We start from the raw sequence: 25,367 nt of genomic DNA, 5'->3' as shown, positions 1-25,367 counted from the left end.
CGCGGACCGTGTTTCTCGGGCGGTGTGGAGCGCGGCGGCGGGTCAGATCCGCTCGGTGCCGCGCAACAGGACGGCCTCGGCGAGGGCACGGATGCCGTGGGCCACGTCGCCCGCGGACACGGACTCGTCGGGGTGGTGACTGACACCGTCGGGGTTGCGCAGGAACAGCATGCCGACGTCTGTCACCGCTCCCAGCGCCATGCCGTCGTGGCCGGCGCGGCTGAAGATCACCGGCGGCGCGTCCGACCGCGGCGGCAGTGTCGCCCGGATGCCGCCGGCCACCACCTCCCGCAGGAGGGGTGCGCAGAACACGGCGGGAGCGCTGTGTACCTCGCGGGATCGCCACCGCAGCGCCCGTCGCCCCATGATCTCGTCGAGCTCGCGCGCGAGCGTATCCCACACGCGATCGCGTTCACCGTCGAACTCGCCGCGCAGGTCGAGGGAGAACTGCACTTCGCCGGGAATCACGTTGACCGCGCCGGGGAACGCTTCGAAACGTCCGACGGTGCCGACGATGTGGTGCTCGGCGGAGCAGATGCGCTCGACCGCCAGCGCCGCCTCGCTCGCGCCCAGCAGCGCGTCGCGACGCATGTCGTACGGCGTGCCGCCGGCGTGGCGCGCCTCGCCCTCCACCACCAGCTGGAAGCGCCGCGCCGACGCGATCGAGGAGACCACGGCCAGCGGCTCTCCCGCGCGGTCCAGCTCGGGACCCTGCTCGATGTGCGCCTCGAGGTAGCCGACGAGTTCGCCCGGCCGCCGCGCAGCCTCACCGATGCGCGCCGGGTCGAGCCCGAACTCGAGGAACGCGCGGCGCAGGCTCACCCCGTCGGCATCCATCAGGTCCCACCAGGCGTCGTTCCAGGTGCCGGCGACCGCGGACGAACCGAGCAGCGCCTTGCCGAAGCGGGTGCCCTCCTCATCCGAGAACGCGACGACCTCGATCGCGAAGGGCAGCGGCACGGTCCAGCCGTCTCCGCCCGCGTCGCCGTCACGACCCGCCGGCACGCGCAGCAGACGCACCACCTCCAACGCCATCAGCACACCGGCGATGCCGTCGTAGCGGCCCGCGTCGAGCACCGTGTCCAGGTGCGAGCCGAGCATCAGCGCGGGAGCGGCCGGATCACCGATGCGCCCGACCTGGTTGCCCGCGGCATCCTGCCACGTGCGCATGCCCAGCTCGCGCATCCACTCGGCCGCCAGCCGGTTGACGCGCGCGTGCTCGGGCGAGAGGTAGACCCGCTCGATGGATGCCGCATCCGCGCTCACCCGCGCGAGTTCCTCGCACCGCGCCATCACACGGCGCGCGGCAGCGGCGATGACGTCGGGCGCGGCCCGCAGGAGGGATGCCGAACTCACGCCGTCTCCGCGGGGACGATCGAAGCGGGCACGAAAGCACCGGTCCGCGGCGCGTGCAGCAGCGCCGGGGCGGCGGCGAACACGTCGGCCGCGGCCTCGACGCCACCACCGGCCGGAACCGCCGCGCCGAAGCGGCGCAGCACGCTCTCGATGGCCGCGAGGGTCGTGAGCACGGCATCCTTCCGGGCGTTGTAGCCCATCGTGCCGATGCGCCACACCTTGCCGTGCAGCGGTCCGAACGACGTGCCGATCTCGATGCCGAAGTCGTCCAGCAGCGCCGATCGCGCGGCATCCCCGGGCACTCCCACGGGGATCTCGACGGCGACGACGTTGCTCATCTTGTGGGCGACGTCGCCGAAGACGACGAGGCCGAGCGCCTCGACGCCCGCGAGCATCGCACGGCCGGCGAGCTCGTGGCGGGCGATGACCGCGTCGCGGCTTTCGAGCAGCAGCAGCCGGGCACACTCGCGCGCGCCGTAGAGCATGCTCGTCGCCTCGGTGTGATGGTTGAGCCGGCGCGGACCCCAGTAGTCGAGGATCTGCCCCAGGTCGAAGTAGTTCGAGCGCACGAAGTCGGCCGACGACTCGTCGCCGGGCTCACGGATGCCCGCCTCGACCTTGGTGCGCGAGCGGATCACCTCCACGGCCCGGTCGCTGAGCGTGATCGGCGACGATCCACTCGGACCGCCCAGGCACTTCTGCAGTCCGGCGGTCGCGGCATCCAGCCCCCACGCGTCGGCCTCGAAGGCGTTGCCGCCCAGCGACGCGGTGGCGTCGGTGTAGAACAGCACGCCGTGGCGACGGCAGATCTCGCCGATCTCCTCCAACGGCTGCAGCATGGTGGTGGATGTATCACCCTGTACGAGGGCGAGGAGGTTCGGCTTCACCCGGGCGATCGCCTCCTCGATGACGGATGCCGGGAACACCTGACCCCAATCGGTCTCGATGGTGTGCACCTCGGCGAGCGCCCGCTCGGCGATCTCGGCCAGCAGGTGCCCGAAGCGGCCGAACACGGGGACCAGCACGCGATCGCCCGGCTTCACGAGCGAGACGATCGCCGCCTCGATGCCGGCACGGCTCGTGCCGTCGACGAGCAGGGTCGCGTCGTTGCGGGTGCTCCACACCCCGCGATACAGCTGCTGGGTCTCGGTCATCGTCGCCGTCATGAAGGGGTCGTACTGACCGACCAGCGGCGCCGACATGGCGGTCAGCACGCTCGGGTAGGCCGAGATGGGGCCGGGGCCCATCAGCAGCCGCGCGGGCGGGGCGATCGGGCCGGGGAGGGTGTCGGTGCTCATACGGGTTCCGTTTCGGTGATGCGGGCGTGGAGGGCGCGGCCGAGGCGCACGAGCGCGATGTCGGTGCCGGCGCGCGAGATCAGGCTGACGCCGACCGGGGCGGTTCCGCCCGCGGCGGCGACGGTCAGCAGCGGGGCCGACAGCGCGGGAAGGCCACCCACGGCGGCCGGCGTCGTCAGGCGCAGGGTGTTCGTGCGCACGGCATCCACCTCGGCGCCGGTGGCCGTGCGCGACGGCGCCGGACCGGGCACGGTCGGCAGCAGCAGCACGGCGTCGCGGACGAGCGCGTGCAGGGCGTCGCGCCGGGGGGCCAGGGCCGCGCGCGCCGCGGACTCGTCGGCGGCGGTGACCGCGGCAGCGGCGCGGAAGCGCTCGGCCACGGCAGGTCCGGTCGAGCCGGGGTGCGCGCGCAGCCACTCCCCGTTGTTGCGCCAGGCCTCCGCCCCCTGCACGGTGCGAAACGGCACGAGGTAGTCGTCGAGGTCGCCGAGCGAGACCTCCTCGACGGGCAGCGCGGACGCCGCGAGCATCGCCTCGAACGCCGCGCGCGTGGCCGGCTCGGCGGCGGCGAGTGCTTCGATCGGCACCCGGAACCGCCAGGGGAGGTCGTCGGCCGAGGCCCCGAAGACGGAGTCGGTCGAGTCCGACCCGTCGTAGCTGAGGCACCAGTCCGCGACCGCCTGCAGCGTGGCGCCGTCGCGGGCGAGCCAGCCGACGGTGTCGAAGCTCTGCGCGAGCGGCAGCAGCCCCTGCCGGGGAACGAGGTCGTGCGTCGTCCGCAGGCCCCACAGGCCCTGGTACGACGCCGGCACGCGCACCGACCCGGCCGTGTCGGTCGCGAGGGCGATGTCGGCCTGGCCGAGCGCGACGGCGGATGCCGGGCCGCTCGACGAGCCACCCGGAAGCGCCCCCGGAACGGCGGCGTTCGGCGGGGTGCCGTAGTGCGCGTTGTCGCCCGCGATCGAGTACGCGAACTCGTCGGTGCGCGCGATGCCCCGCAGCGACGCCCCACCGCGCAGCAGGTCGCCCACCGCGGGGGCGCTGGTGGTCTCGGCGCGGGCGGAGTCGAGGTAGGTCGGGTTTCCCGCGCCGATGCGATAGCCCTTGATCGCGAAGAGGTCCTTCACCGCGACGGTGAGGCCGGCGAGCGGTCCGTCCCAGGCGCCCTGATACAGCGGGTCGCCGACGGTGCGCCAGATCGAGCGGTCGAACGCCGCGGAGCGCGGAGTGACATGCGCAGCCGTGATGAGCCACCGCCCGTCGATCAGCTGCCACACCTGGGTCTGCAGACCGGTGCCGCCGGCAGCGAACCGGGAGACGGCGACGATGAGCGCGACCCCCTCGGCGAGCGGCCGGTACTCGACCCGCTCGATGGTGCGGGCCGACACCCCGCCGCGGGCGCCGCGGAACGCGCTGATCGCGTCGTGTCCGACCAGCAGCCCCGCGCCGTCGCCGCGCAGCGTGCGCTCACCGGGAGCGAACGCGGCATCCAGGGCGTCGAGGTCGTTGGACAGGATCGCCCGCTCGTACGCCTCGCACGCCGCACGCAGCGCGTCGGGCATGGTCGGAGCCGCGGTCACGAGGCGTTCTCGCCGGTCAGCCAGGCGGGGCGGACGGCCGCGAAGTCCGACTCGCGGATGCGCGCGTGGACGCCGCAGACGATGTCGACGACCTGCGAGATGTCGAAGTCGGTGGCGGCCGACAGGTACGCGTAGGCCAGGTGCTCGGCCATCCCGTACCGTGCCTGTAGCAGATCGAGCGCGGCCCGCACGGCCTTGCGCATCGCCTCGTCGAGGTCGACGTCGAGCCCCGTAGGCACCAGATACTCCGGCGTGCGCACGAGCGGCCCGGTCACCTCCCCGAACGCAGCGAGCGCCTCCGCGCGCGGCACCACGTCGAAGCGCAGCGTCGCGCGCAGCGACGCCTCGAGCGCGGTCAGCGCGACCTCGCCGTCGCCCTGCGCGAAGTGCGGATCGCCGACGTACGCCAGCGCACCGGCCACCTGCACCGGCAGGTACAGCACCGCCCCCTCCACGAGCAGGTTGATGTCGATGTTGCCGCCGTGCGCGCCCGGGGGCACCGAGTGGGGGCGCTCGTCGCCCGCGACGGCGACGCCCATCGTGCCGAGGAACGGCGCGAGCGGGAATCGCACGACGCGCTCGCCACCGTCGACCAGGGGCAGGATGCCGCGACCGTCCGACACCGGCGTGAACACGCTGACGTTCTCGGGCCCGCGCGGCAGGACCCCGACGAGCGCGCCCTTGCCGTGCCGGTTGGAGATGACCCCGTACGGCACGCGCGGCGCGAGATCGACGACGGTGATCTTCAGCAGATCGCCGACCTCGGCACCCTCGACGAAGATCGGCCCCGTCACGACGTGCGGTCCGTCGGCGATGGCGTCGCGGGCCACCGTGGCGGCGATCTCGATCGCGTCGGTCAGCACGTGCGCGGCGGGAACGCCGTGACCGGTGAAGTACCCCAGGGGGTCCTGGCCCTGATCGGGCAGGATCCCCTCGTGGCTGACGGTGTCGATCGTTACCGTCTCACCGGCGGCCACCGTCAGCACCGGCGCGTCGACGGCGCACGGCAGCCGCCCCCAGAGCACCGTCTCGGGGGATGCCGCGAGGTAGTGCTCTCCGGCGATGCGGCCCGACCCGGGCTGCAGGATCTCGGTGGTCTCGGTCATGATGTCGCTCCCTCGCGCATCGTGTCGGCGACGGCATCCGCCACGTCGGCCAGCAGTTCGATTCCCGGCCGGGCCCGCGCGTCCTCGTCGCCCGCACGGTAGACGACGGTACCGCCGACCACGGTGGCGACGACGCCGCCCCGCATATCGCGCCCGTCCCACGGCGACAGCTTGTGCCGGTAGAGCACACGGTGCGCGTCGACGGTCCACGACCGCTCCGGCGCGAAGACGGTGAGGTTCGCCCGCACGCCCGGTGCGATGACGCCGAGGCCCGGCATCCCGGCGATGCGGGCCGGGCCGGTCGTGAACAGCGGCAGCAGGCTCTCCAGCGGGATGCCGCGGCGCGCCGCCTCGGTCCAGACGCTGGCGAACCCGGTCTGCACGCCCGCGATGCCTCCCCACGCCAGGCCGAAGTCGCCGCCGCCGGCGGTCTTCAGCGCGAGGGTGGCGGGCGAGTGGTCGCTGACGACGGCGTCGATCGTGCCGTCGAGGACACCCTCCCACAGCAGGTCCTGGTTGGCGCGATCGCGGATGGGCGGGCAGCACTTGAACGCGCTCGCGCCGTCGGGAACCTCTTCGGCCGACAGCGTGAGGTAGTGCGGGCAGGTCTCGACCGTGAGGCGGATGCCGTCGGCCTTCGCCGCGCGCACGGCGTCGAGCGCCTGCCCGTCGGCGACGTGCACGATGTGAGCCCGGGCCCCGGTGGCGCGGGCCGCATCGATGACGGCGGCGATCGCCGCCTCCTCGCTGACCGGGGGCCGGCTGCGCAGGAACGTGTCGTAGTGACGTCCGAGTTCGCCCGCCGGGCCCGCGCCGACCTCGACGGCGGCCTCGTGCAGGTGCGCCTCGTCTTCGGCGTGCGCGATGAGCAGGCCGTCGAAGGCGGCGATCTCGGTGAGCGCGGCGTGCAGGCCGGCGCGGTCGAGGTGACCGAACTCATCGATGCCGCTCGGCACGAGGAAGCACTTGAAACCGACGACGCCGGCGGCAGCGAGCGCGGCCAGGCTTCCGAGGTTCTCGGGCACGGCGCCGCCCCAGTAGCCGATGTCGACCGCGAGCTTGCCGACCGCCGCCGCCCGCTTGGCGGCGAGCGCCTCGGGCGTCGTGGTGACCGGCACCGAGTTCAGCGGCATGTCGAACAGGGTCGTGATGCCGCCCGCCGCGGCCGCGGCGGTGCCGGTCGCGAAGCCCTCCCACTCGGTGCGCCCCGGCTCGTCGAGGTGCACGTGCGAGTCGACGAGTCCCGGCAGCAGCACCTCGTCGGCGCCGAGCACGAGGGCGTCGGCGGATGCCGCGGCATCCACCCCCGCGAGGCCCTCGGACGCCGCGACCTCGGCGATCACGCCGTCGACGATCCGCACCTCCGCGGGCCGGAAGGCCCCGTCGATCCAGGCGCGCTCGGCCCGGATCACGCTCACGTCTGCCACAGCATCGCCTCTCTCACCGTCGGTTGCGTAAGCGACGTCATCGCGTCGCCCGCACGCACTTCCGACGCTACCGAGGCGTCGTTTCGCGGGTGTTTCCGCACCGGCGGCGGCGCATACTCGCCCCGAGAGCCGATGCGCACGCCCATGCGGGCCATGCCGATCGCGAGCCCCACGGCGGCGGCGACCCCGTCGATGACCGGAGCGTCGACACGCGCCGACAGCCGGTCGCACAGGTCGGCCATGCCGGCGCAGCCGAGCACGATCGCATCGACCGGGTCACCCGCCGTCCCGCTCTCCGGGGGATCGAGCGCGGCGCGGCACTCGCGTTCGATGCGGGCCAGGGTCTGCTCATCGGGGTCTTCGAGGGCCAGCACGGGGATCTCCACCGCGCGGTACTGCGCGCAGGCGCGGTCCATGCCGTAGCGGGCGACGAGGTCGCGGGCCCGCCCGAGCGTGCGCCCGAGGGTCGTCACGATCGCGAAGCGGCGGCCGGCGATCGCCGCCACGTGCATGGCGGCCTCCGCGATGCCGATCACCGGCACGTCGACGAGTTCGCGGGCTGCGTCGAGGCCGGGGTCGCCGAAACAGGCGATGACGTAGGCGTCGCTGCCGCCGGTGGCCAGATCGGCGCGGATCAGCTCCACGACGACGGCGGCCGCAGCCACCTCGTCGACATGGCTCTCCACCGCCGCCGGCCCTCGACCGGGATCGGGACACACGGCGGCGATCTCGACATCCGCACCCGACACCTCCCGGGCGGCGGCCGCAACGGTCGCGGTCATCGCCCGGGAGGTGTTGGGGTTGATCAGGAGAATCCTCACGGGGCGCCGGATCCTGCCGTCGTGCCGGTGGGGGCGGCCACGGGGATCTCGGCCGAGATGGCGGGCGGCTCGGCCGCCGCCGTCGCCGCGGCACCGTCGATCGTGCCGTCGGAGACGCCGTCGCTCTCGCCGTCGAACGTCGGCACCCGGGGGTCGATGCGCTCGAAGAGCGCGAACGCGGCGTAGCCCAGGCCGCAGCCGATGAACCAGCTGTAGTCGCTGACCCACGAGATGTCGAACAGTCCCATGTCGGCGAACAGCTTCGGGAAGACCCCGAGGAACACCGCGGGGATGCCGGCCACCAGCAGCGCCTTCATCGCGTTCGGGTTGAAACCGCGGCGGTACCAGTAGGGTCCGGTCGGGTCCATCGTGAACATGGCGTCGGTCTTGATGCGCTGGCGTCCGGCGACGTAGTAGCCGGCGATGAGGATGCCGAACAGCGGACCGATGAGCGCGCCGAGCAGGCCCAGCGTGTAGTGGATGGCGTCGTCGTTGGAGTACCAGTTCCAGGGGGTCAGGAACACGGACCCGACCGCGGCGATCATGCCGCCCGCGCGCCACGAGATCTTCTTCGGAGCGACGTTGGAGAAGTCGAACGCCGGCGAGATGAAGTTCGCGACGATGTTGATGCCCACCGTCGCGGTGACGAACGTGAGTCCGCCGAGCAGGATCGCGAACCAGCCGTCGATGGCCTCCACCGTCTTGATCGGGTCGGTGATGAGCTGACCGAACACGGGCACGGTCGCCGAGGCGGTGATCACCGTCAGCAGCGAGAAGAACAGGAAGTTGATCGGCAGACCCCAGAAGTTGCCGCGCTTGACCGCCGCGAAGCTCTTGCCGTAGCGGGCGAAGTCGCCGAAGTTGAGCATCGGGCCGGAGAAGTACGACACGACCAGCGCGATCGCGGCGCACATCACGGGGATCGACGACCAGAAGTCCAACTGCTTGGTCGACAGGTTGAACGAGATGTTCTGCCAGCCGGCCTGCGACACGAGGTAGACGGCGAGCGCGATCATCACGACGTAGACGGCCGGGCCGGCGAAGTCGATGAAGCGGCGGATGACCTCCATGCCGTTCCAGAACAGCAGGAACTGCGCCACCCACAGGATGCCGTAGGAGATCCAGCCGAGAGCCGACAGCCCCAGGAACGACACGTCGAGCAGGGCGGCCGAGCCGGGCACGAACTTCAGGAACACGATGTTCAGCGACTCGGCGGCCAGGAACGTCTGCACGCCGTACCAGGCGATGGCGATCAGTCCGCGGATGATGGCGGGGATGTTCGCCCCGCGGATGCCGAAGATCGCGCGGTTGACGACGGGATACGGCACCCCCGTCTTCTGGCTGGGCTTGGCGACGAGATTGGCGAAGTACTGCACGATGACGATGCCCACCAGCAGCGCGATCAGCACCTGCCAGCTCTGCAGGCCCAGCGCGAACAGCGAGCCGGCGGTGACGTATCCGCCGACGGAGTGCACGTCGCTCATCCAGAACGCGAAGATGTTGTACGCGCTCCACTTCTGCTTGCGCAGCGGCGCGAGGTCCTCGTTGGCGAGACGCTCGTCGTACTGCGGCTTCATGTTGCCGGCGCCCGTGGGCATGCCGGCGGCTTCGACGATGTCGTAGACACCGGTCGACGGCGGGGTCGATGTTGGGGTCAGAGAGGTCATGGGTACCTTCCAGGGGTTCCGAGGCAGTGACGGAGGTGGGGCGGACCGCGACATGGAGTCCGTGGCCTGGGTGGTGCGTAATGTGAAGTTATTGCTTCACGCTGCGCGCGCGATTTCGCTCATGTAACGGCTGTGTGAAGTTGGACCTTCACATGTGACGAACGCGTGAACCCCGACCGGAGCGGCGCCCGCTCGGCATCCGCGCCCGATACGATCGCGACATGACCCGCGCCCCCGCCGTCGATCCGCCGGAGCTCGATGCCGATCGCGCCGACAGCGCGACCGAGGGCGTCGGTGAGCGGCTGCGCGCGCTGCGGGTCGCCCGTGGCATGTCGGCGCGCGACCTTGCACGTCGACTCGGCATCTCGCCCAGTGCGGTGTCGCAGATCGAGCGCGGCGTGATGCAGCCGAGCGTCTCGCGCCTGATCGCGATCACCGACGAACTCGACGTTCCGCTGACGTCGGTCTTCGACCCTTCCGGATCGCAGGCGCCGGCCACACCGACGAGCTTCGGACTGCGGCGCGCCGAGCACGACACCACGATCGTGCTGGAAGACGGCGTGACCTTCCGCCGCATCTCTCCGGTGCCGACTCCCGGCGTCGACTACTTCGAGTCGACCTACCCGCCCGGCGCGACCGCCCACAGCGATGCCGGGCTCTTCCGTCACGAAGGCTACGAAGTCGGCACCGTCATCTCGGGCGAGCTGACCGTCGACTTCGACGACGAACGCGTTGTCCTGCGCCCCGGCGACGCGATCAGCTACCCGTGCTCGCGTCCGCACCGACTGCACAACACGTCCGGCGAACCGGTCGTCGCCCGCTGGCTCGTCGTCCACGGAGCCCACTGATGGTCGCCGAGATGAGCATCGACGCGTTCGACGCGCTCCCGGTGGATGCCGCGGCATCCACCGTCGGCGTCTGGGCCGCCGTCCCCGCCTGGGTCGACGCCGTCGTCGCGGGGCGTCCCTACGGAACGCGCGACGCGCTGATCGCCCGGGCGGACGCGCTCGCGCGCACCTGGACGTGCACCGAGCTCGACACCGCCCTCGCCCACCACCCGCGCATCGGCGAGAAGCCGCGCGGCGCGGGAGCCGACGCCGAGGCGGCGCGCCGCGAACAGGCGTCGATGTCGTCGGCCGCGGCCGCGACGGCGACCGCGATCGCCGACGGCAACGCCGCCTACGAGCAACGCTTCGGCCGCGTCTTCCTCATCCGCGCGGCCGGACGCACGCCCGAGCAGATGCGCGACGAGCTCGAGCGCCGCCTCGGCAACGACGACGAGACCGAGGCCGCCGAGGCCCTCGACCAGCTGCGCGAGATCGCGCTGCTGCGGCTGGAGGCGACGATCGCATGACCCACCTCACCACGCATGTGCTCGACGGCGCGGCCGGAGCCCCGGCATCCGGCGTCGACGTGAAGCTCCTCGACGCCGACGGGGTCGCCGTCGCGAGCGGGCGGACGGATGCCGACGGGCGTCTCGCCCTCGGACCCGACGAGCTGCCCCCGGGCACCTACGCGCTCGTGTTCGCGACCGCGCCGTACTTCGCAGCCCGCGGCACCGAGACGTTCTATCCGTCGGTCACGGTGGCCTTCACCATCGCCGACACCCGTCACTATCACGTGCCCCTGCTGCTCAGCCCGTTCGCCTACTCCACCTACCGCGGCACCTGACCCGGCGCGGGGCGGCCACGGGCCGGGCGCGGCCCGTGGAACCGCGAGACACCGTCCCCGCACCGAGACACGCGCTGCGCACCGGTGTCTCGGTGCGCAGCGCGTGTCTCGCGGTCGGCGGCGGGCGCGGCCGGGCGGAGGGCGCGCGGGGCGGGGCCGAGCGTGCGGGGCCCCGGGCGCGGGGGGCGGGTGGGAGGGCGCCGGCGGTTACCCCGGGGAAACGTTGCGGTGACACGGCATCCGTAGCGTGGCGGGCATGAAGGTCATCGTCGTCGGAGCGGGTGTCGGAGGAACGAGCGCGGGCATCGCGCTGCAACGGCTCGGGCACGAGGTCGTCATCTACGACCAGATGCGCGAGAACCGCCCGGTGGGAGCGGCGCTGTCGCTGTGGTCGAACGGCGTGAAGGTGCTCAACTGGCTCGGACTCGGCGCCGAGGTCGCAGCCCTGGGCGGCGACATGGCCGACATGGTCTATCTCGACGGCCACACCGGCGAGACGATGTGCGACTTCTCGCTCGCACCCGTCACCACCCAGACCGGTCAGAAGCCGTACCCCGTCGCCCGCGCCGACCTGCAGGCGCTGCTCATGGAGCGGTTCGGGCTCGACGGCATCCACCTCGGCAAGAAGCTCACCGGCATCGCCGACGACGGCACGCGCGTGACCGCCACGTTCGCCGACGGCACGACCGACACCGCCGACATGCTCATCGGCGCGGACGGCGCCCGCTCGATCGTCCGCGATTATGTGCAGCCCGAGGGCGCGCCGCCGATCGCGCGCGAGTACTCGGGGTACACGAACTTCAACGGACTCGTGCCGGTCTCGGAAACCATCGGGCGCGCCACGGCCTGGACGACGTATGTCGCCGAGGGCAAGCGCGCCGCGGTCATGCCGATCGCCGGCGACCGCTTCTACTTCTGGTTCGACATCCCGCAGCCCTCGGGACTCGCGTACGATCGCGGCGACCTCGCGCCGCTGCGCGAGGCGTTCGGCGACTGGGCACCCGGGGTGCAGGAGCTGCTCGCCGCGATCGATCCGGCCGCCTCGCTCAACCGCGTCGAGATCTGGGACATCACCCCGTTCGACACCTGGACGAAGGGCCGGGTCGCGATCCTCGGCGACGCGGCGCACAACACCTCCCCCGACATCGGACAGGGGGCGTGCTCAGCGCTCGAAGACGCGTTCGCGCTCGGCATCGCGTTCGCCACCAACACGCTGAGCGTCGCCGACAGCCTCCGCCGGTACGCCGCGATGCGCGTCGAACGGGCGGGCGAGCTGGTGCTGCGGGCGCGAAAGCGCGGGTGGGAGACGCACGCGTTCGACCCGGCCGTCACCGACGCCTGGTACGAGAGCCTCCGCGGCACCGACGGCGCCGGCATCATCCGCGGCATCGTCGGCAACATCGAAGACAGCCCCGTCAACCTCGGCGGCGGTCTGCTCGCGGACTGAGTGCGCCGCGGCACCGGAGCACCCCGTCGGCGCGTCACCGTCAAAGCCCTTGCAGTTGGGTGAGCGAGCTGAAGGGACGGGGCGGGCCCGCGAGGGCGCGGCGTCAGAGACGACGGGCGATGGATGCCGCGACCGTGAGCCACGCGTCGCGGGTCTCGGGCGACAGCGCATCGAAGTCGATGGGACCGCCGTCGACGAGCGCGGCATCGAAGGGCACGTGCACGACCTCGGCCGTGACCTGCGAGAAGTGGCGCTCCAGGCGCTCGGCGAGCTTGCGATCGGGCTTGGCGGACGGCGCCGCGAGGATCGTGACGGCCTCGTCGATCTTGTGGTCGAAGCCCTTCTCGCGCAGGCCGTCGAGCAGCCATGCGGCGCTGGCTGCGGTGTCTTCGCGCACCGTCGAGACGATGACGAGCTGGTCGGCTGCGGCGACGGCGGCGACCCAGTTCGAGGCGCGCATGTTGTTGCCGGTGTCGACGATGAGCAGGCGGTAGTAGCGCGAGAGCACGTCGTGCAAGCGGTGGAAGGCGGTCGCGTCGATGGTGGAGGATGCCGCGGCATCCTCGTCCGAGGCGAGCACGTCGAAGCGGGCGTCGACCTGCGTGCGTACGTAGGTGTCGAGCGCCGCGAGGCTCGCTCGATCGGGCGTGGCGAAGCGGTCGAGGTCTTCGAGCAGGTCGACGGCCGTGCGGTGGTGCGGCGCGTTCTGCGCGCGCCAACCGAGCGTGCCGCGGGTCTCGTTGTTGTCCCAGGCGAGCGTGGCCCCACCGCGCTGGGTGCCGAAGGTCGCCGCCAGCAGCAGCGTCGACGTGGTCTTGTGGGCCCCGCCCTTGGGATTGAGCACCACGATCGTGCGCGGCGCGTCGAGACGGCGCTGCACGAGTCGCTCGCGGTCGAGGCGCGACTGCTCGGCCTTGCCCGGGCGGGGCGAGATCGCGCCGCCGGTGAGGCGACGGATCGCTCCGCGCCACCCCTCGGTCGCCCGCGGACGCGCGCGGTCGGCGCGAGAGTTGAGCAGGTCGTCGACCGTCGGTGTGGCCCGCTGGGCCGGGGTGCGCTGCGCACCCTCGCGGCGGGTGCCGCCGCTGCGGAGGGGCCCGTCGATCGCACTCACCGCCGACGTCGCGGGGGAGGGCTCGGAAGTCGCAGCGGGCTCGGTCGCACCCGCCGCGACGGGCACGGCGGAGATCGGGGCGACAGGGGCCGCTGCGGGCGCAGCCGCCGAGACGGGCTCGGCCACCACCTCCGTCGCGGACGCGGTGGCCTCGGTGAAGCTGCCGTCCGGGCTGACCACGAGCGCCCACCGCGTCGCGCCATCGACGACGGTCGCCGTGACGGGCTCCCCCGCCGACGCGGCCATCAGCCGGATCGACTCGACGATGCGGCTGCGCAGCCCCTCCTGCGTCGAGGCGAAGACCTCGTCGACCTCACCGGCGAGGTGGATCTCGGCGGCGGTCTGCGAAGTCACGAGCACGGTGGGTTCGAAAGTCACGCCTCCGAGTATCCCATCCGGTGCTGCTCGCCGCCGGGGGCGGGGCCTCACCCGGCGGCGAGCAGGTCATCCACGGTGCGGCGCACCTCGGCATCCGCCCCGGCATCCGCGCCGGTCGCCGTGAGCGTGAAAGCACGCGCCGCGACATCGAAGACGAGCTCCACCCGATGCTCCGCATGCACCCACCGCAGCACCCCGGTGGCGTCTTCCAGCTCGGCGGTGAAGTCGCCGTCGAAGGCCGGATGCGCGGCCCGCAGCCGCAGCAGCTCGCCCAGGGCGCGCACGACCGGGCGGTCGAGCTCGGCGGCGATCTCGTCGGGCGTGTAGTGATGGCGGTTGACGTCGCGACCGACCCCCGTGGCGCGCAGGAGGTCGACATCGTTGCGACCGGCGAACAGGCCGACGTAGTACACCTGCGGGATGCCGGGCACCATCAGCTGGATCAGCCGCGCCAGCAGGTAGGCGCGATCATCGGCACCGACCGCGTCGTAGTAGGTGCAGTTGACCTGGTAGAGGTCGAGGTTCGACGCCGCGGCGCCCGTGGCGAGCCGGCTCGTTCCACCGCTCGCGTCGTGGATCGCCTCGACGAGCGCGTCGATCTGCGCGGGCGCGAGCAGCCCCGGAACGCCGGGCTTGAGGTCGCTCTCGCCCACGTCGACGATGCCGATGCCGTCGTGGGTGTCGAGCACCGTGATGGTGTTCGCCGGGCGCACGGCGAGCCACTGCGCGAGCGGGCGGAGGTCGTGCGCGTGCAGCGCGTGCAGCACGAGCGGGGGCAGCGCGAAGTCGTAGACGTAGTCGACGCTGCGGGCGATGTCGATCTGCTGCGTGAAGTGGCCGTGCACCTCCAGCAGCACCTGCATGCCGCGCTCGTGCGCGAGCGCGAGGATGCGCTGGGTGTACCGATCGGTGGATGCCGTCATGAAGCAGTCGGTGCCGGCTTCCTTCCCCGTGTAGCCGACGGCATCCAGGCGCAGCATGGTCACGCCGGCGCCGGCAAGGGCGTCGATGACCGAGACGAGATAGTCCCATGCCACCTCCGTGCGCAGGTCGATGTCGACCTGGTCGGCGGTGAAGGTGGTCCAGACGAGGCGCTTGCGCCCGCCCAGCTCCATCACCGTGAAGGGCAGGCCGGGCCGCGGGCGGTAGATCCGGGCGAGGTCGTCTTCCCGGGCGCCGTCGGGGAACACCGCGTCGAGGGTGAGGAACATCGCCGCGAAGGGCGAGGCGTCGCCGCGGCGGCGGACGTCCTGGAAGGCGTCCGATTCGGCCGAGAGGTGGTTGACGATGACGTCGCTCATGACCACGGCCTGGCCGCTCAGGGCGCGGACGTCGTCCCAGGTGCCCAGTCGCGGATCGATGCGGGTGTGATCGCTGGGATCGAAGCCGGCGTCGGCTCCGTCGAACGGGGTGAAGTACGGCAGCAGGTGGATGCCGCCGAACATCCCGGCCAGGCGCGTCTCGAGCAGGTCGCGCACACCGGTGACGGTGCCGGCGAGGCGGTCGACGTAGGTGATCAGCTGCGGGGGCGTGCTGTTCATGAGAGGTCCTTCCAGAGATCAGGATGCCGCGCAGATCACGCTCGGCGGAGGATGCGGCGCAGCCACGCCCGACGGGCGCGGCGGGCGTCGCGGGAGATCGGCAGCCACGGGGCCATGAGGTCGAAGGCATGCGTTCCCCCGGGCCACACGTGCAGCTCCGCGTCTCCGCCCGCGCGCCAGATGGCGTCGGCGAAGGCGACGCACTCGTCGCGGAAGGTCTCCGCCGAACCGACGTCGATGAACATGGGCGGCAGATCGCTCAGATCGGCCGCGAGAGCGGCGGACGCGTACGGCGACACCGGAGCATCGCGGTCGTCGTCGCCGAGGTAGGCCGCCCAGGCCACCTCGTTGGCGGCGCGGTCCCAGGATCCATGACCGGCCATCTGCTTCGCCGAGGGAGAGCTGGAGCGGTGGTCGAGCATCGGCGCCTGCAGGAGCAGGCCCAGGGGCCGCGGCCCGCCGTGGTCGCGGGAGTAGAGAGCAAGCGCGGCGGCCAGGCCGGCGCCGGCGCTGACGCCGGTCACCACGATGCGCTCGCGATCGAGCGCGACCGGGGCCTCCGGTCCGCGCACCCAGCGCAGCGCCGCCATCGCGTCCTCGAGCGCCGCGGGGTACGGATGCTCGGGGGCGAGGCGGTACTCGACCGACACGACAGCGCAGCCCACACGATCGGCCAGCGCGATGAGGGCGGGCATCTCGGAGTCGGCGTCGCCGGAGACGAGCCCGCCGCCGTGCAGGTGCAGCAGCACCGGCACGGGCCGGCACGCCTCGACCGGCACGCTGACGACGACCGGCACGGCCGAGGAGCCGACGCCCACCGTGTGCAGCGTGCGGACGAAGGCGCCGTGGGCGGTCAGCTCGGCCTCGGTCGCCGGCGCGGCGTTGCGTCGCAGACGGGGGACGTCGGCGGCGGTGATGGACACGACGATGTCGTCGAGTTCGTCGAACGCGCGCGCGACCCCCGGGTCGAGTGGCGGCCGGGCGGTGGAGCTCATCCCTTCACCGCGCCCTGGAGCAGCGCCGCGACGAACTGCCGCTGGAACACCAGGAACACGATCAGCGTGGGCAGCAGGATGAGGATCGAGCCCGCACACAGCAGCGGGATGTCGGTTCCCCACTGCCCCTGGAACGCGCCGAGCGCACCGGCCATCGTGCGCTTCGTGGGGTCGTCGACGAGAACGATCGCGAGCAGGAACTGGTTCCAGGTCCACAGGAACAGCAGGATCGCGAGCGACGAGATGGCCGGGCCCGACAGGGGCACGTGGATGCGCCAGAACAGCTGCCAGGTGGTGGCGCCGTCGGTCCGCGCGGCTTCGGTGAGCTCGTGCGGCATGTTGACGAAGTGCGCGCGCATCCACATGACGGCGAACGGCATGAACAGACCGATCAGCGGGAGGACGATGGCCCACTGGGTGTTGAGCAGGCCGTAGCTGCGGATCTGGTAGTAGATCGGCACGATGATGCCCTCGATGGGCAGCGTCAGACCGAGCACGAAGACGACGAAGAGGGTACGCGAGAAGGGCACCTTCAAGTGACCGAGGGCGAAGCCCGCGAGGGTCGCCACCAGAAGGCTCACGGGAACGACGCCGAGCTCGATGAGCATGCTCGAGCCGAGCATCTTGAGCATGTCGGCGGACTGGAACGCGAGTGCGAAGTTGTCCCAGTGCGGCTCGTCGGGCCACGACAGACCGGCGGGATAGGTGCCCGGGGCGTGCAGCGCGGTGACGAACAGCGAGATGAACGGGATGATCGTCAGCGCCATGACGACGATGAGCAGGAGGCGGCCGGACCACACCTCGACGGCGGAGGTCTTCATCAGCTCTCGTCCTTTCCGCGGGTGAGCTTGTTCAGCGGCAGCACGACGGCGAGCACGAGCACGGTCAGCACGACCGCGAGTGCGGAGGCCTGTCCGACCTGGCGCTCGAAGAAGGCGAGGTAGTAGATCTCGAGCCCGGGCACCATGGTGCTGCGGCCGGGCCCGCCCTGCGTCGAGATGTAGATGATGTCGAAGCTGCGCAGGGCCCCGATCACGGTGATCAGTACCGCGACGCCGAGTTCCTGACGGATGGCGGGCAGCGTGACCGTGAAGAACTCACGGATGGGCCCCGCACCGTCGATACGAGCGGCCTCGTACAGGGCGGGATCGATCTTGGTCATGCCGGCGAGCAGCAGCAGCATGCAGAGGCCCAGCGACACCCACGCACCGATGACGCCGACGGCCGGCAGCGCCGTGTCGAAGTCGCCGAGCCACGCGCGGGTGATGCCGCCGAGGCCGATCGCCGTGAGGAACTGGTTGATCGCGCCGTCGGCGGCCAGCAGCCAGGTCCACATGATGCCCGCCGCGACCAGCGGGATGACCTGCGGGAGGAACAGGACGGTGCGCGACACCGATGCGAGGCGGCTGCCTCCGAGCTTGCGGATGAGGGCCGCGGCGATGAGGCCGACCGTCACCGGGATGATCGAGAAGTAGAGGATGAGGGTCAGCGCGTTGACGATGGGACCGAGCAGCTGCGCGTCGGTGAAGATACGCACGTAGTTGTCGATGCCGGCCCAGGTCGCGGTGGTGACGCCGTTCCAGTTGTAGAAGGAGTACTGCACGGTCGAGCCGAGCGGCACGAGGACGAACAGCGCGTAGAAGGCCAGCGCGGGGGCGACGAGCGCGAGACCGACGACAGCCTCCCGCGACCATCGCGCGCGGCGCGGGCGATGGTCGCGGGTCGCTGTCGCACGGTCCCGCGCGGCCCGGGTCTCCCCGGGCCGCGTGGACGTGCTCATGGATCAGCCCTTCTTGCTGCTCAGGTAGTCGGTCTGCACCTGGGTGAGCAGGCCGGCGGGGGTCTGCTTGCCGGCGAACAGCTCCTGCAGGTTGGGCGTGAGGCTCTTCGCGTAGATCGAGCCGGTGGCGTTGGCGATGAAGTCCATCGACCCGTTGTTCTGCGACAGCTGCGCGCCGGCGGCGAGCGTCTCCGCCGTCACCGTGCCGTCCTTGACGGCGGGCATGAAGGCGTCGGCCGGTCCCATGGGGTGCGAGCCGCCCTTCTCGACGGCGATCGTGCGGGCCGTCTCGTTGGTGGCGACCCAGTTGAAGAAGAACGCCGCGCAGTCGGGGTGAGCGGCCTTCGCCGACACACCGTACGTCAGCGGGGCCGACATGGCACCGTTCTGACCGCCGGCCTCCAGCGGCGGAGCGAGGAAGAAGCCCACGTCGCCCGGCATCTGGGTGTCGAAGTTGCCCGACTCCCAGTCGCCGTCGAAGATGAACAGGCTCTGTCCGCTGGTGAACCGGCTGATCATCTGCGAGTAGTCCATCGAGTTCGCGTCGTCGGCGAAGTACCCCGCCTTGATCCAGGAGTCGAGGTGCTCGGCGGCCTTGACGTTCTCCGGGGTGTCGATCGTGGCGCCGTCCTTGAGGAAGATCCAGTCGTTGATCGTGCTCGGCTTGCCGTAGCTGGCCATCAGCGCCTGCAGCGGGAAGGCGAGGCCACCGGTCGCGCCGCCGTTGAACTGCGCGATCGGGGTGATGCCGGCATCCTTCGCCTTCTGCAGGTCGGCGTCGAGCTCGGCCAGCGTCGTGGGCGCGGAGGTCATGCCGATCTGTGCGGCGAGCTTCTTGTTGTAGAAGACACCGGTGACGGAGTAGTTGACCCCCATCGCGTACAGCGAACCGTCGCCGCGCTGACCCTGGTCGTTGACCCGCAGCTGCTCGAGCTGCGACGACGGCCACTTGTCCCAGCCGTAGCCGGTCGCGTAGGCGTCGAGGTTGTACAGCAGCTTGTCGTTCACCAGGTCGACGATGGTGGGCAGGCGCATGATGTCCGGCGGAGAGTCGACGAGCACGCGGGGCGCGTTCTGCGTGATGACCGCGAACTGGTCTTCGCGGGTGTTGAAGGTCACGTTCGGGAACTGCTTCGTGAACTCCGCGGTGAGGTCGTTGAACAGCGGGAAGCCGGTCTCGACGTAGGCGCTGAGGGTGACCGGGTCGGTACCGCAGCTGAGGGTCACGGCGCCGGTCGGCGCCTGGGTGCCGGAGGTGTCGGCTCCGGGAGGGGCACAGGCGGTGAGGGCAAGGCCCGCGGTCACGGTCGTGGCGAGAACCGCCCAGCCGCGCATGCGCTTCGTGTTCGACATCGTTGTCTGCCTTTCCATGCAGTTTTCTCGGTGCGAGGAGGATACTTGCTGCTATACCGATTCAGCTCGCGTGCTAAAACGTACTAGCAGATATCGGTCGGCGCAACCCCTCATCGCGGAGGAACGTCCGACCGGAAGGGGGATCCGATGGCACGCACGCGCGTGACTCTGTCGCAGGTGGCCAAGGAGGCCGGAGTGGCGGCATCCACGGCATCGCTCGTGCTCGCGGGGCGAGCCGACGAGCTGCGGATCTCGGCGACGGCGCAGGAACGCGTGCGCGACGCGGCACGCCGTCTCGGCTACCGCCCCAACGCGCTGTCGACGGGGCTGCGCACCGGGACGACGCGCACGCTGGGGTTCGTCTCCGACTCGGTGGCCTCGTCGCAACTGGCCGGAGAGATGATCCGCGGCGCGATCGAGGCGGCACGTGCCCGCGGCTATATGGTCTTCGTCGGCGAGACGGCCGGTGACGCGCATCTGGAGCGCGACCTGCTCGACGCGATGTTCGACCGGCAGGTCGACGGGGTGGTGCTGGCCACGATGATGACCCACGCGCGCGCTATCCCGGTGGAGGCGACCCGCATGCCGACCGTGCTGCTGAACATCGAGCCGACCGACGACGCCGACTACGTGCGCGTGCTGCCGGACGAGGTCGCGGCCGGTGCCGACGCCGCGCGCCTGCTCGTGGACAGCGGGCACCGGCGCATCCATCTGATCGGCGTCGGTGACGACCCGGCAACCGCGCACCCCTTCGGCCTCGCCGCCGCCCAACGCCTGCGCGGCGCCCTCGCCGTGTTCGCCGAGACGGGGCAGCAGATCGTGTCGGCTCGTCCGACGGTGCAGTGGCTGCCGCCGGAGGGCTTCCGTCTCGTGTCGGAGGTGCTCGACAGTGGCGCCGAGGTCGATGCGCTCCTGTGCTTCAACGACCGCCTGGCGATGGGCGCCTACCAGGCGCTCCAGGAGCGCGGGGTGCGTGTGCCCGACGACGTCTCGGTGCTCTCGTTCGACGACACGTCGTTCGCCCGCTGGCTGCGGCCGGGACTGACGACCTTCGCCTTCCCGCAGCGCGCGCTCGGCCGCGCCGCCGCGGACGAACTCATCGACCTGATCGAGCGCGATGCCGCGACGGACGGATCATCCGCTCCCCCGGCGCACCTGGTTCCGCTGCCGTTGCGGATGCGCGCCTCGGTCGCCCGCCGAGCCTAGAGTGTGAGGCTCCTCGACAGGACCACGGAGGCTGGCATCGTCCCGCATCGCGTTCGCCGCCGCCGGCAGGGAAGAGGGTGAGAGCGGGGGTGGGACCGTCACGGCGAAAGAGCGGGGCGGGCAGAAATCCAGCGGCACACCGACAGCGCGCGCAGAGGGTTCTAGCTTCGGTCGCGCTGGGCGTCCCGCCAGCGGCGGGGGCCTGCACCGTCGTTTCCGAGCACGTCGTCTGGATTTCTTAGGACGCAGGTTTTGAGGCTGAGGCAGCCGCAGCCCATGCAACCGGTGAGGTCGTCGCGCAGGTGTTGCAACGAGCGGATGCGGGCATCGAGCTCCTCGCGCCACAGCTGGGACAGGCGCGCCCAGTCCTTCTTGGTCGGGGTGCGACCTTCCGGTAGGGACTCAAGCGCGGTGCGGATGTCTGCGAGGGGTACTCCGACGCGCTGGGATACCCGGATGAAGGCGATGCGGCGAAGAACGTCCCGGCGATATCGACGCTGGTTGCCAGCGCTGCGCTCACTCGAGAGCAGGCCTTGACGTTCGTAGAAGTGTAGGGCTGAGACCGCCACGCCGCTTCGTTTGGCAACGTCACCGACACTCAGGAGCGGGGCGGGCGGGGCGGTCATTTGACCTCAACTATAGTCGAGGTTTTACGGTGACGATGTGACCTCCCCCCACCGCGAAAACGCCCTGCCCGACGCCGTCCCGACAGCCGCGAGCGAGCGGCTACCTGGGGGATCAGTGCGGGAAGCGGGGGTGCTCAGCTCGCGGTATCGATGGGTGAGCGTCGGCCTGTTCCTCTTGGTGATGCTCGACGCATTCGTGGCCCTTGGGGTGACCACGATCATGCCAACGGTCAGTCGGGAACTGGACGGCGCCGGGCTATACGCCTTCGCGTTCGCCGGCCCCGTGGCGGTGAGTGTGGTGGGGATGGTGGCGGCAGGCATGTGGTGCGACCGGTGGAACCCACGTAGCGCTCTGGTCATTTCGGTGGCCATCTTCACGGCAGGGCTCACCGTAATAGCACTGGCTCCGAACATGGTGGCTTTTGTCGGCGGTCGGTTAATCCACGGGCTCTCTGGCGGAGCGGTGACGGTCGCTCTGTACGTTGTCGTCGCCCGGATCTACCCGCAAACGCTACACGCGAAGGTTTTCGCCGCTTTCGCTACCGCCTGGGTCATCCCCTCCCTGATCGGTCCGGTTGCGGCTGGTGTGCTTGCCGAGACGATCGGGTGGCGCTGGATTTTCCTAGGAGTGGTGACGCTTGTGATTCTCGCGATGCTGATCGTCGTCCCGGCAATGCGCGCCGTTCGCGGAACCGCGAATCGTTCCCCGATCGGACGCGCAGAAGTCGTGCGCATCGGTCTGGCCGTGGTCGTTGCGGCGGCCGCTCTCGTCATTGCCGTTGCGGCTGAGATGCGCGGGCCCATCCAATCGATCGGGCCGATCGTCGCAGCAGCCATCGTGCTTATCGCGCTTCGCCCGCTCATGCCCGCCGGAACATTACGCGCCCGCCGCGGTCTCCCCAGCGTCGTCCTTCTCCGCGCCCTCTTGACTGCCACCTTCTTGGCAGCGGAGGTCTATGTGCCGCTGCTCCTCATCACTCATTACGGCGCATCTGCCGCTCTTGCAGGCCTCGCCCTCACGGCTGGGGGACTCAGCTGGTCAGCAGCCTCGTGGATGCAGGGCCGATTCCCACAGATCGGTCATGTCCTGGCGGCGCGAATCGGAGCAACAGGGCTCACCGTTGGCGTTGGGTCCCTAGTGATTGCATCGCTCATGAGCGCGACGCCGGTCGTCGTCGTCATCGGATGGACTTTCGCCGGTGCTGGAATCGGACTCATCTATCCGCGGCTAGGCGCGCTCGCGCTCGGGTACTCGACCGCAGACAACCAAGGCTTCAACAGCTCCGCACTCACGATCGGCGAAGCGACCGCGTCTGCACTCGCGCTCGCCTCGATGGCAGTCGTGTTCTCTGCGTTCGGTGGCACAGATACCTCAACCTCATTCGCGGCTGTCTTCGCCCTCGCGGGGGCGCTCTGCGCGCTTGGGTGGCTCTGCAGCCCTCGCATCGCCGCACGTCCAGAACTAACGCCCCCCCTCTAGCCCCCCAACAGTGCATCCAAAACCGATCGTCCTCGGCCCTCTCCGTTCCACGCCTGCCTGGTTGGCCTTCTGCCAGCGCCCTGGCTAGGGGCTGCCGTCAGCTCCCCGCCTGCGGGCGCGACAGATAGGGCGGTACCCGCTTCACCTGTCACCACACCGGCTTCAGCGGTGTCGGCGGCTTCGGCATGTCCAAGCTCCTCGCCGGCGTCCGCAAGATGCTCACCGATGCCGCGACCTAGACCCGGAAGACGGAATGGACCGGGCCGCACACCGCGCGCCCCTGAAGCTCGACGAGCTCCATCAGCACCGCCGTCCCCGCCAACTGCAGGCCGAGCTCGTCGAGCAGGTGCTGGCCCGCGCGCAGGGTGCCGCCCGTGGCGAGGATGTCGTCGACCAGCAGCACGCGCGTTCCGGCTGCGAGGTCGTCGCTCATCTCGATCTCGGCCGTGCCGTACTCGAGGGCATACGACACGGATGCCGCGGGCCGCGGCAGCTTGCCCGCCTTGCGGATCGGGGCCATGCCCACACCCGCCGCGATCGCGACGGCGCCGGCCAGCATGAACCCACGCGCCTCGACGCCTGCGACGACGTCGAACTGCCCGACGAACGGTTCGATCACGGCATCCACGACGGTGCGCAGCGCCCGCGCGTCGGCGAGCAGCGGGGAGATGTCGCGGAACAGCACGCCCGGCTGCGGGAAGTCGGGAATGCCGGCGATGAGCGATTCGGCGTGGGCAAGGGCCTCGGAAGTCACCGGTCAAGGCTAGTCGCCGCCGGACACGACCCGATCCGGACGCCCGCCCGCCATGTGCGCAAGCGCTTGCGCTACGCTGATGCCATGACGTCGCAGTTGACCTTCTCCCTCCCCGACATCGGCGAGAGCCGCCCCGGCGCCGAATGGTGGCGCACCGCGGTGATCTACCAGATCTACCCGCGCTCCTTCGCCGACGCCTCCGGCGATGGCATCGGTGACCTCCCCGGCGTGACGGCGCATCTCGACGACCTGCGCGCCCTGGGCGTTGACGCCGTGTGGCTGAGCCCCTTCTACCGCTCTCCGCAGAAGGATGCCGGATATGACGTCGCCGACTACTGCGACGTCGACCCCCTGTTCGGCACGCTCGCCGACTTCGACGAGATGCTCGCCGCCGCGCACGATCGCGGCATCCGCGTGATCGTCGACCTCGTGCCCAACCACAGTTCCGACCGGCACGTCTGGTTCCAGGAGGCGCTGGCCGCAGCCCCCGGCAGTGCCGCGCGCGCCCGCTACCTCTTCCGCGACGGCAAGGGTGAGAACGGCGAGCTGCCGCCGAACAACTGGGAGTCGGTCTTCGGCGGCCCGGCGTGGACACGCGTCACCGAGGCCGACGGCACGCCGGGGCAGTGGTACCTGCACCTGTTCGACACGAGCCAGCCCGACTTCGACTGGTCGAACCCCGAGGTGCAGGAGGAGTTCCGCGGCATCCTGAGGTTCTGGCTCGACCGCGGCGTCGACGGCTTCCGCGTCGACGTGGCCCACGGCCTCGTCAAGACCGACGGTCTGCCCGACCACCTTCCCGCGGTGGATGCCGACAGCATGGGCGGCTCCGACGACGACGTGCCGTACTGGGGTCAGGAGGGCGTGCACGAGATCTACCGCGACTGGCACCGCGTGCTCGCCGCATACGACGGCGACCGTGCGCTCTGCGCCGAAGCGTGGCTTCCCACCGTCGACCGCACCGCCGAGTGGGTGCGCTCCGACGAGATGCACCAGGCGTTCAACTTCCCGTACCTCATGACCGAGTGGGATGCCGCGGCCATCCGCGAGGTCATCTCGGAGTCGCTGCGGGCGTTTCCCGCCGTCGGCGCCCCGGCCACCTGGGTGCTGTCGAACCACGACGTCGTGCGCCACGCATCGCGGCTCGCACTGACCGCCGAGAACCCGCAGGGCCACGGCATCGGTCCCGACTCCCCCGGCCAGCCGATTCCCGAGGTGGGGCTGCGTCGCGCCCGCGCCGCGACGACCGTGATGCTCGCCCTTCCCGGCTCCGCATATCTCTACCAGGGCGAGGAGCTCGGCCTTCCCGAGGTCATCGCGCTGCCGCCCGCGTCTCGGCAGGATCCGACCTGGTTCCGTACCGACGGCGAGCGCTACGGCCGCGACGGGTGCCGGGTGCCGATCCCGTGGAGCGCGGATGCCGCCGCCTACGGCTTCAGCCCGACGGGCCAGTCGTGGCTGCCGCAGCCGGCCGAATGGGCGACGCTCGCCCGCGACGCGCAGGAGTCCGACCCCGACTCCACGCTGTGGCTGTACCGCACGCTGCTGGCGACCCGCCGCGCCGAGGGCCTCGGAGCGGGGACGCTGGAGTGGCTCGACGGCTACGGCGACGACGTGATCGCGTTCCGTTCCGGTCGCGTCACCGTGCTCGCCAACGCGGGCTCGACGCCGGTGACGCTGCCCTCGGGCACCGTGCTGGTGGCGAGCGCACCGTTCGACGGCACGGAACTGCCCATCGACGTCGCGGTATGGATGGTCGCGGACTGA

General features: G+C 71.0%; 22 protein-coding genes. 7 read left to right on the top strand and 15 right to left on the bottom strand.

The features are described 5' to 3' along the window. Window positions 1-42: 42 nt before the first annotated feature. The 7 genes from I5I_RS09700 to I5I_RS09670 are packed head-to-tail and all read right to left on the bottom strand — an operon-like array spanning window position 43 to window position 9,255. Window positions 43-1,356 (bottom strand): Zn-dependent hydrolase, encoded by a 1,314-nt coding sequence (locus I5I_RS09700; protein ID WP_036318828.1) that lies wholly within the window; start codon window positions 1,354-1,356, stop codon window positions 43-45. Then, the gene (locus I5I_RS09695; RefSeq protein ID WP_036318825.1) at window positions 1,353-2,654 is read right to left on the bottom strand and encodes a pyridoxal-phosphate-dependent aminotransferase family protein; all 1,302 of its coding nucleotides are present in this window, start codon (window positions 2,652-2,654) and stop codon (window positions 1,353-1,355) included. The genes I5I_RS09700 and I5I_RS09695 overlap by 4 nt, the downstream gene beginning before the upstream one ends. Beyond that, complete coding sequence (locus tag I5I_RS09690; protein WP_239640079.1) at window positions 2,651-4,234, bottom strand: AtzH-like domain-containing protein; 1,584 nt, start codon at window positions 4,232-4,234, stop codon at window positions 2,651-2,653. Before I5I_RS09690 ends, I5I_RS09695 begins: the two co-directional genes overlap by 4 nt. Continuing rightward, window positions 4,231-5,340, bottom strand: a complete 1,110-nt coding sequence (locus I5I_RS09685; RefSeq protein ID WP_036318822.1) for an acetamidase/formamidase family protein — start codon at window positions 5,338-5,340, stop codon at window positions 4,231-4,233. The genes I5I_RS09690 and I5I_RS09685 overlap by 4 nt, the downstream gene beginning before the upstream one ends. Next, a complete protein-coding gene (gene allB, locus I5I_RS09680; RefSeq protein WP_036318819.1) occupies window positions 5,337-6,767 on the bottom strand; it encodes an allantoinase AllB in 1,431 nt (476 codons plus the stop codon). The genes I5I_RS09685 and allB overlap by 4 nt, the downstream gene beginning before the upstream one ends. Then, window positions 6,755-7,588, bottom strand: a complete 834-nt coding sequence (locus tag I5I_RS09675; protein ID WP_036318816.1) for an aspartate/glutamate racemase family protein — start codon at window positions 7,586-7,588, stop codon at window positions 6,755-6,757. Before I5I_RS09675 ends, allB begins: the two co-directional genes overlap by 13 nt. After that, entirely contained in the window at window positions 7,585-9,255 is a 1,671-nt protein-coding gene (locus I5I_RS09670; protein ID WP_036318813.1) for an NCS1 family nucleobase:cation symporter-1, read from the bottom strand. Before I5I_RS09670 ends, I5I_RS09675 begins: the two co-directional genes overlap by 4 nt. Before the next feature lie 221 nt (window positions 9,256-9,476). Between I5I_RS09670 and I5I_RS09665 the strand changes: the two genes are divergently transcribed. The 4 genes from I5I_RS09665 (at window position 9,477) to hpxO (ending at window position 12,373) form a co-directional block, all read left to right on the top strand. Then, entirely contained in the window at window positions 9,477-10,103 is a 627-nt protein-coding gene (locus I5I_RS09665; protein WP_036318810.1) for a helix-turn-helix domain-containing protein, read from the top strand. An 11-nt stretch (window positions 10,104-10,114) separates the two neighbouring features. Next, window positions 10,115-10,609: a 2-oxo-4-hydroxy-4-carboxy-5-ureidoimidazoline decarboxylase gene (gene uraD, locus I5I_RS09660; protein ID WP_036318872.1), complete on the top strand. Its 495-nt coding sequence runs from the start codon at window positions 10,115-10,117 to the stop codon at window positions 10,607-10,609. Beyond that, window positions 10,606-10,926 carry a hydroxyisourate hydrolase gene (gene uraH, locus I5I_RS09655; RefSeq protein ID WP_036318807.1) on the top strand — a complete coding sequence of 107 codons (321 nt, stop codon included), beginning with the start codon at window positions 10,606-10,608 and terminating at the stop codon, window positions 10,924-10,926. Before uraD ends, uraH begins: the two co-directional genes overlap by 4 nt. A 256-nt stretch (window positions 10,927-11,182) precedes the next feature. After that, window positions 11,183-12,373, top strand: coding sequence for an FAD-dependent urate hydroxylase HpxO (hpxO, locus tag I5I_RS09650; protein ID WP_036318869.1), 1,191 nt, complete (start codon window positions 11,183-11,185; stop codon window positions 12,371-12,373). 103 nt (window positions 12,374-12,476) lie between these two features. On the opposite strand, the gene I5I_RS09645 is transcribed toward hpxO, so the two are convergent. Genes I5I_RS09645 through I5I_RS09620 form a run of 6 tightly spaced genes read right to left on the bottom strand, consistent with a single transcriptional unit; the run spans window position 12,477 to window position 19,534 of the window. Next, complete coding sequence (locus I5I_RS09645) at window positions 12,477-13,865, bottom strand: MinD/ParA family ATP-binding protein (RefSeq protein WP_036318805.1); 1,389 nt, start codon at window positions 13,863-13,865, stop codon at window positions 12,477-12,479. Between the two features lie 47 nt (window positions 13,866-13,912). Continuing rightward, window positions 13,913-15,406, bottom strand: coding sequence for a sucrose phosphorylase (gene gtfA, locus I5I_RS09640; protein WP_036318802.1), 1,494 nt, complete (start codon window positions 15,404-15,406; stop codon window positions 13,913-13,915). Window positions 15,407-15,441: 35 nt separating this feature from the next. Beyond that, window positions 15,442-16,401, bottom strand: coding sequence for an alpha/beta hydrolase (locus I5I_RS09635; protein ID WP_036318799.1), 960 nt, complete (start codon window positions 16,399-16,401; stop codon window positions 15,442-15,444). Next, the gene (locus I5I_RS09630; protein ID WP_036318796.1) at window positions 16,398-17,222 is read right to left on the bottom strand and encodes a carbohydrate ABC transporter permease; all 825 of its coding nucleotides are present in this window, start codon (window positions 17,220-17,222) and stop codon (window positions 16,398-16,400) included. The genes I5I_RS09635 and I5I_RS09630 overlap by 4 nt, the downstream gene beginning before the upstream one ends. Next, window positions 17,222-18,181: a carbohydrate ABC transporter permease gene (locus I5I_RS09625; RefSeq protein ID WP_036318793.1), complete on the bottom strand. Its 960-nt coding sequence runs from the start codon at window positions 18,179-18,181 to the stop codon at window positions 17,222-17,224. The genes I5I_RS09630 and I5I_RS09625 overlap by 1 nt, the downstream gene beginning before the upstream one ends. Before the next feature lie 3 nt (window positions 18,182-18,184). Beyond that, window positions 18,185-19,534: an ABC transporter substrate-binding protein gene (locus I5I_RS09620; RefSeq protein ID WP_036318790.1), complete on the bottom strand. Its 1,350-nt coding sequence runs from the start codon at window positions 19,532-19,534 to the stop codon at window positions 18,185-18,187. Window positions 19,535-19,681: 147 nt separating this feature from the next. Between I5I_RS09620 and I5I_RS09615 the strand changes: the two genes are divergently transcribed. After that, the gene (locus I5I_RS09615; protein WP_051039554.1) at window positions 19,682-20,740 is read left to right on the top strand and encodes a LacI family DNA-binding transcriptional regulator; all 1,059 of its coding nucleotides are present in this window, start codon (window positions 19,682-19,684) and stop codon (window positions 20,738-20,740) included. A gap of 161 nt (window positions 20,741-20,901) precedes the next feature. On the opposite strand, the gene soxR is transcribed toward I5I_RS09615, so the two are convergent. After that, a complete protein-coding gene (soxR, locus tag I5I_RS09610) occupies window positions 20,902-21,366 on the bottom strand; it encodes a redox-sensitive transcriptional activator SoxR (RefSeq protein ID WP_036318787.1) in 465 nt (154 codons plus the stop codon). 37 nt (window positions 21,367-21,403) lie between these two features. Here soxR and I5I_RS09605 point away from each other — a divergent pair, with 37 nt between their 5' ends. Next, complete coding sequence (locus tag I5I_RS09605; protein ID WP_239640078.1) at window positions 21,404-22,846, top strand: MFS transporter; 1,443 nt, start codon at window positions 21,404-21,406, stop codon at window positions 22,844-22,846. 235 nt (window positions 22,847-23,081) lie between these two features. Here the strand turns inward: I5I_RS09605 and I5I_RS09600 are convergent, their stop codons facing one another. Next, window positions 23,082-23,600 (bottom strand): adenine phosphoribosyltransferase, encoded by a 519-nt coding sequence (locus I5I_RS09600; protein WP_036318781.1) that lies wholly within the window; start codon window positions 23,598-23,600, stop codon window positions 23,082-23,084. Between the two features lie 84 nt (window positions 23,601-23,684). Here I5I_RS09600 and I5I_RS09595 point away from each other — a divergent pair, with 84 nt between their 5' ends. After that, window positions 23,685-25,367, top strand: a complete 1,683-nt coding sequence (locus I5I_RS09595; protein WP_036318863.1) for a glycoside hydrolase family 13 protein — start codon at window positions 23,685-23,687, stop codon at window positions 25,365-25,367.

The organism is Microbacterium sp. B24, assembly GCF_000333415.1.
Classification (GTDB): domain Bacteria; phylum Actinomycetota; class Actinomycetes; order Actinomycetales; family Microbacteriaceae; genus Microbacterium.
This window is presented reverse-complemented; position numbering and strand designations above follow the sequence as displayed.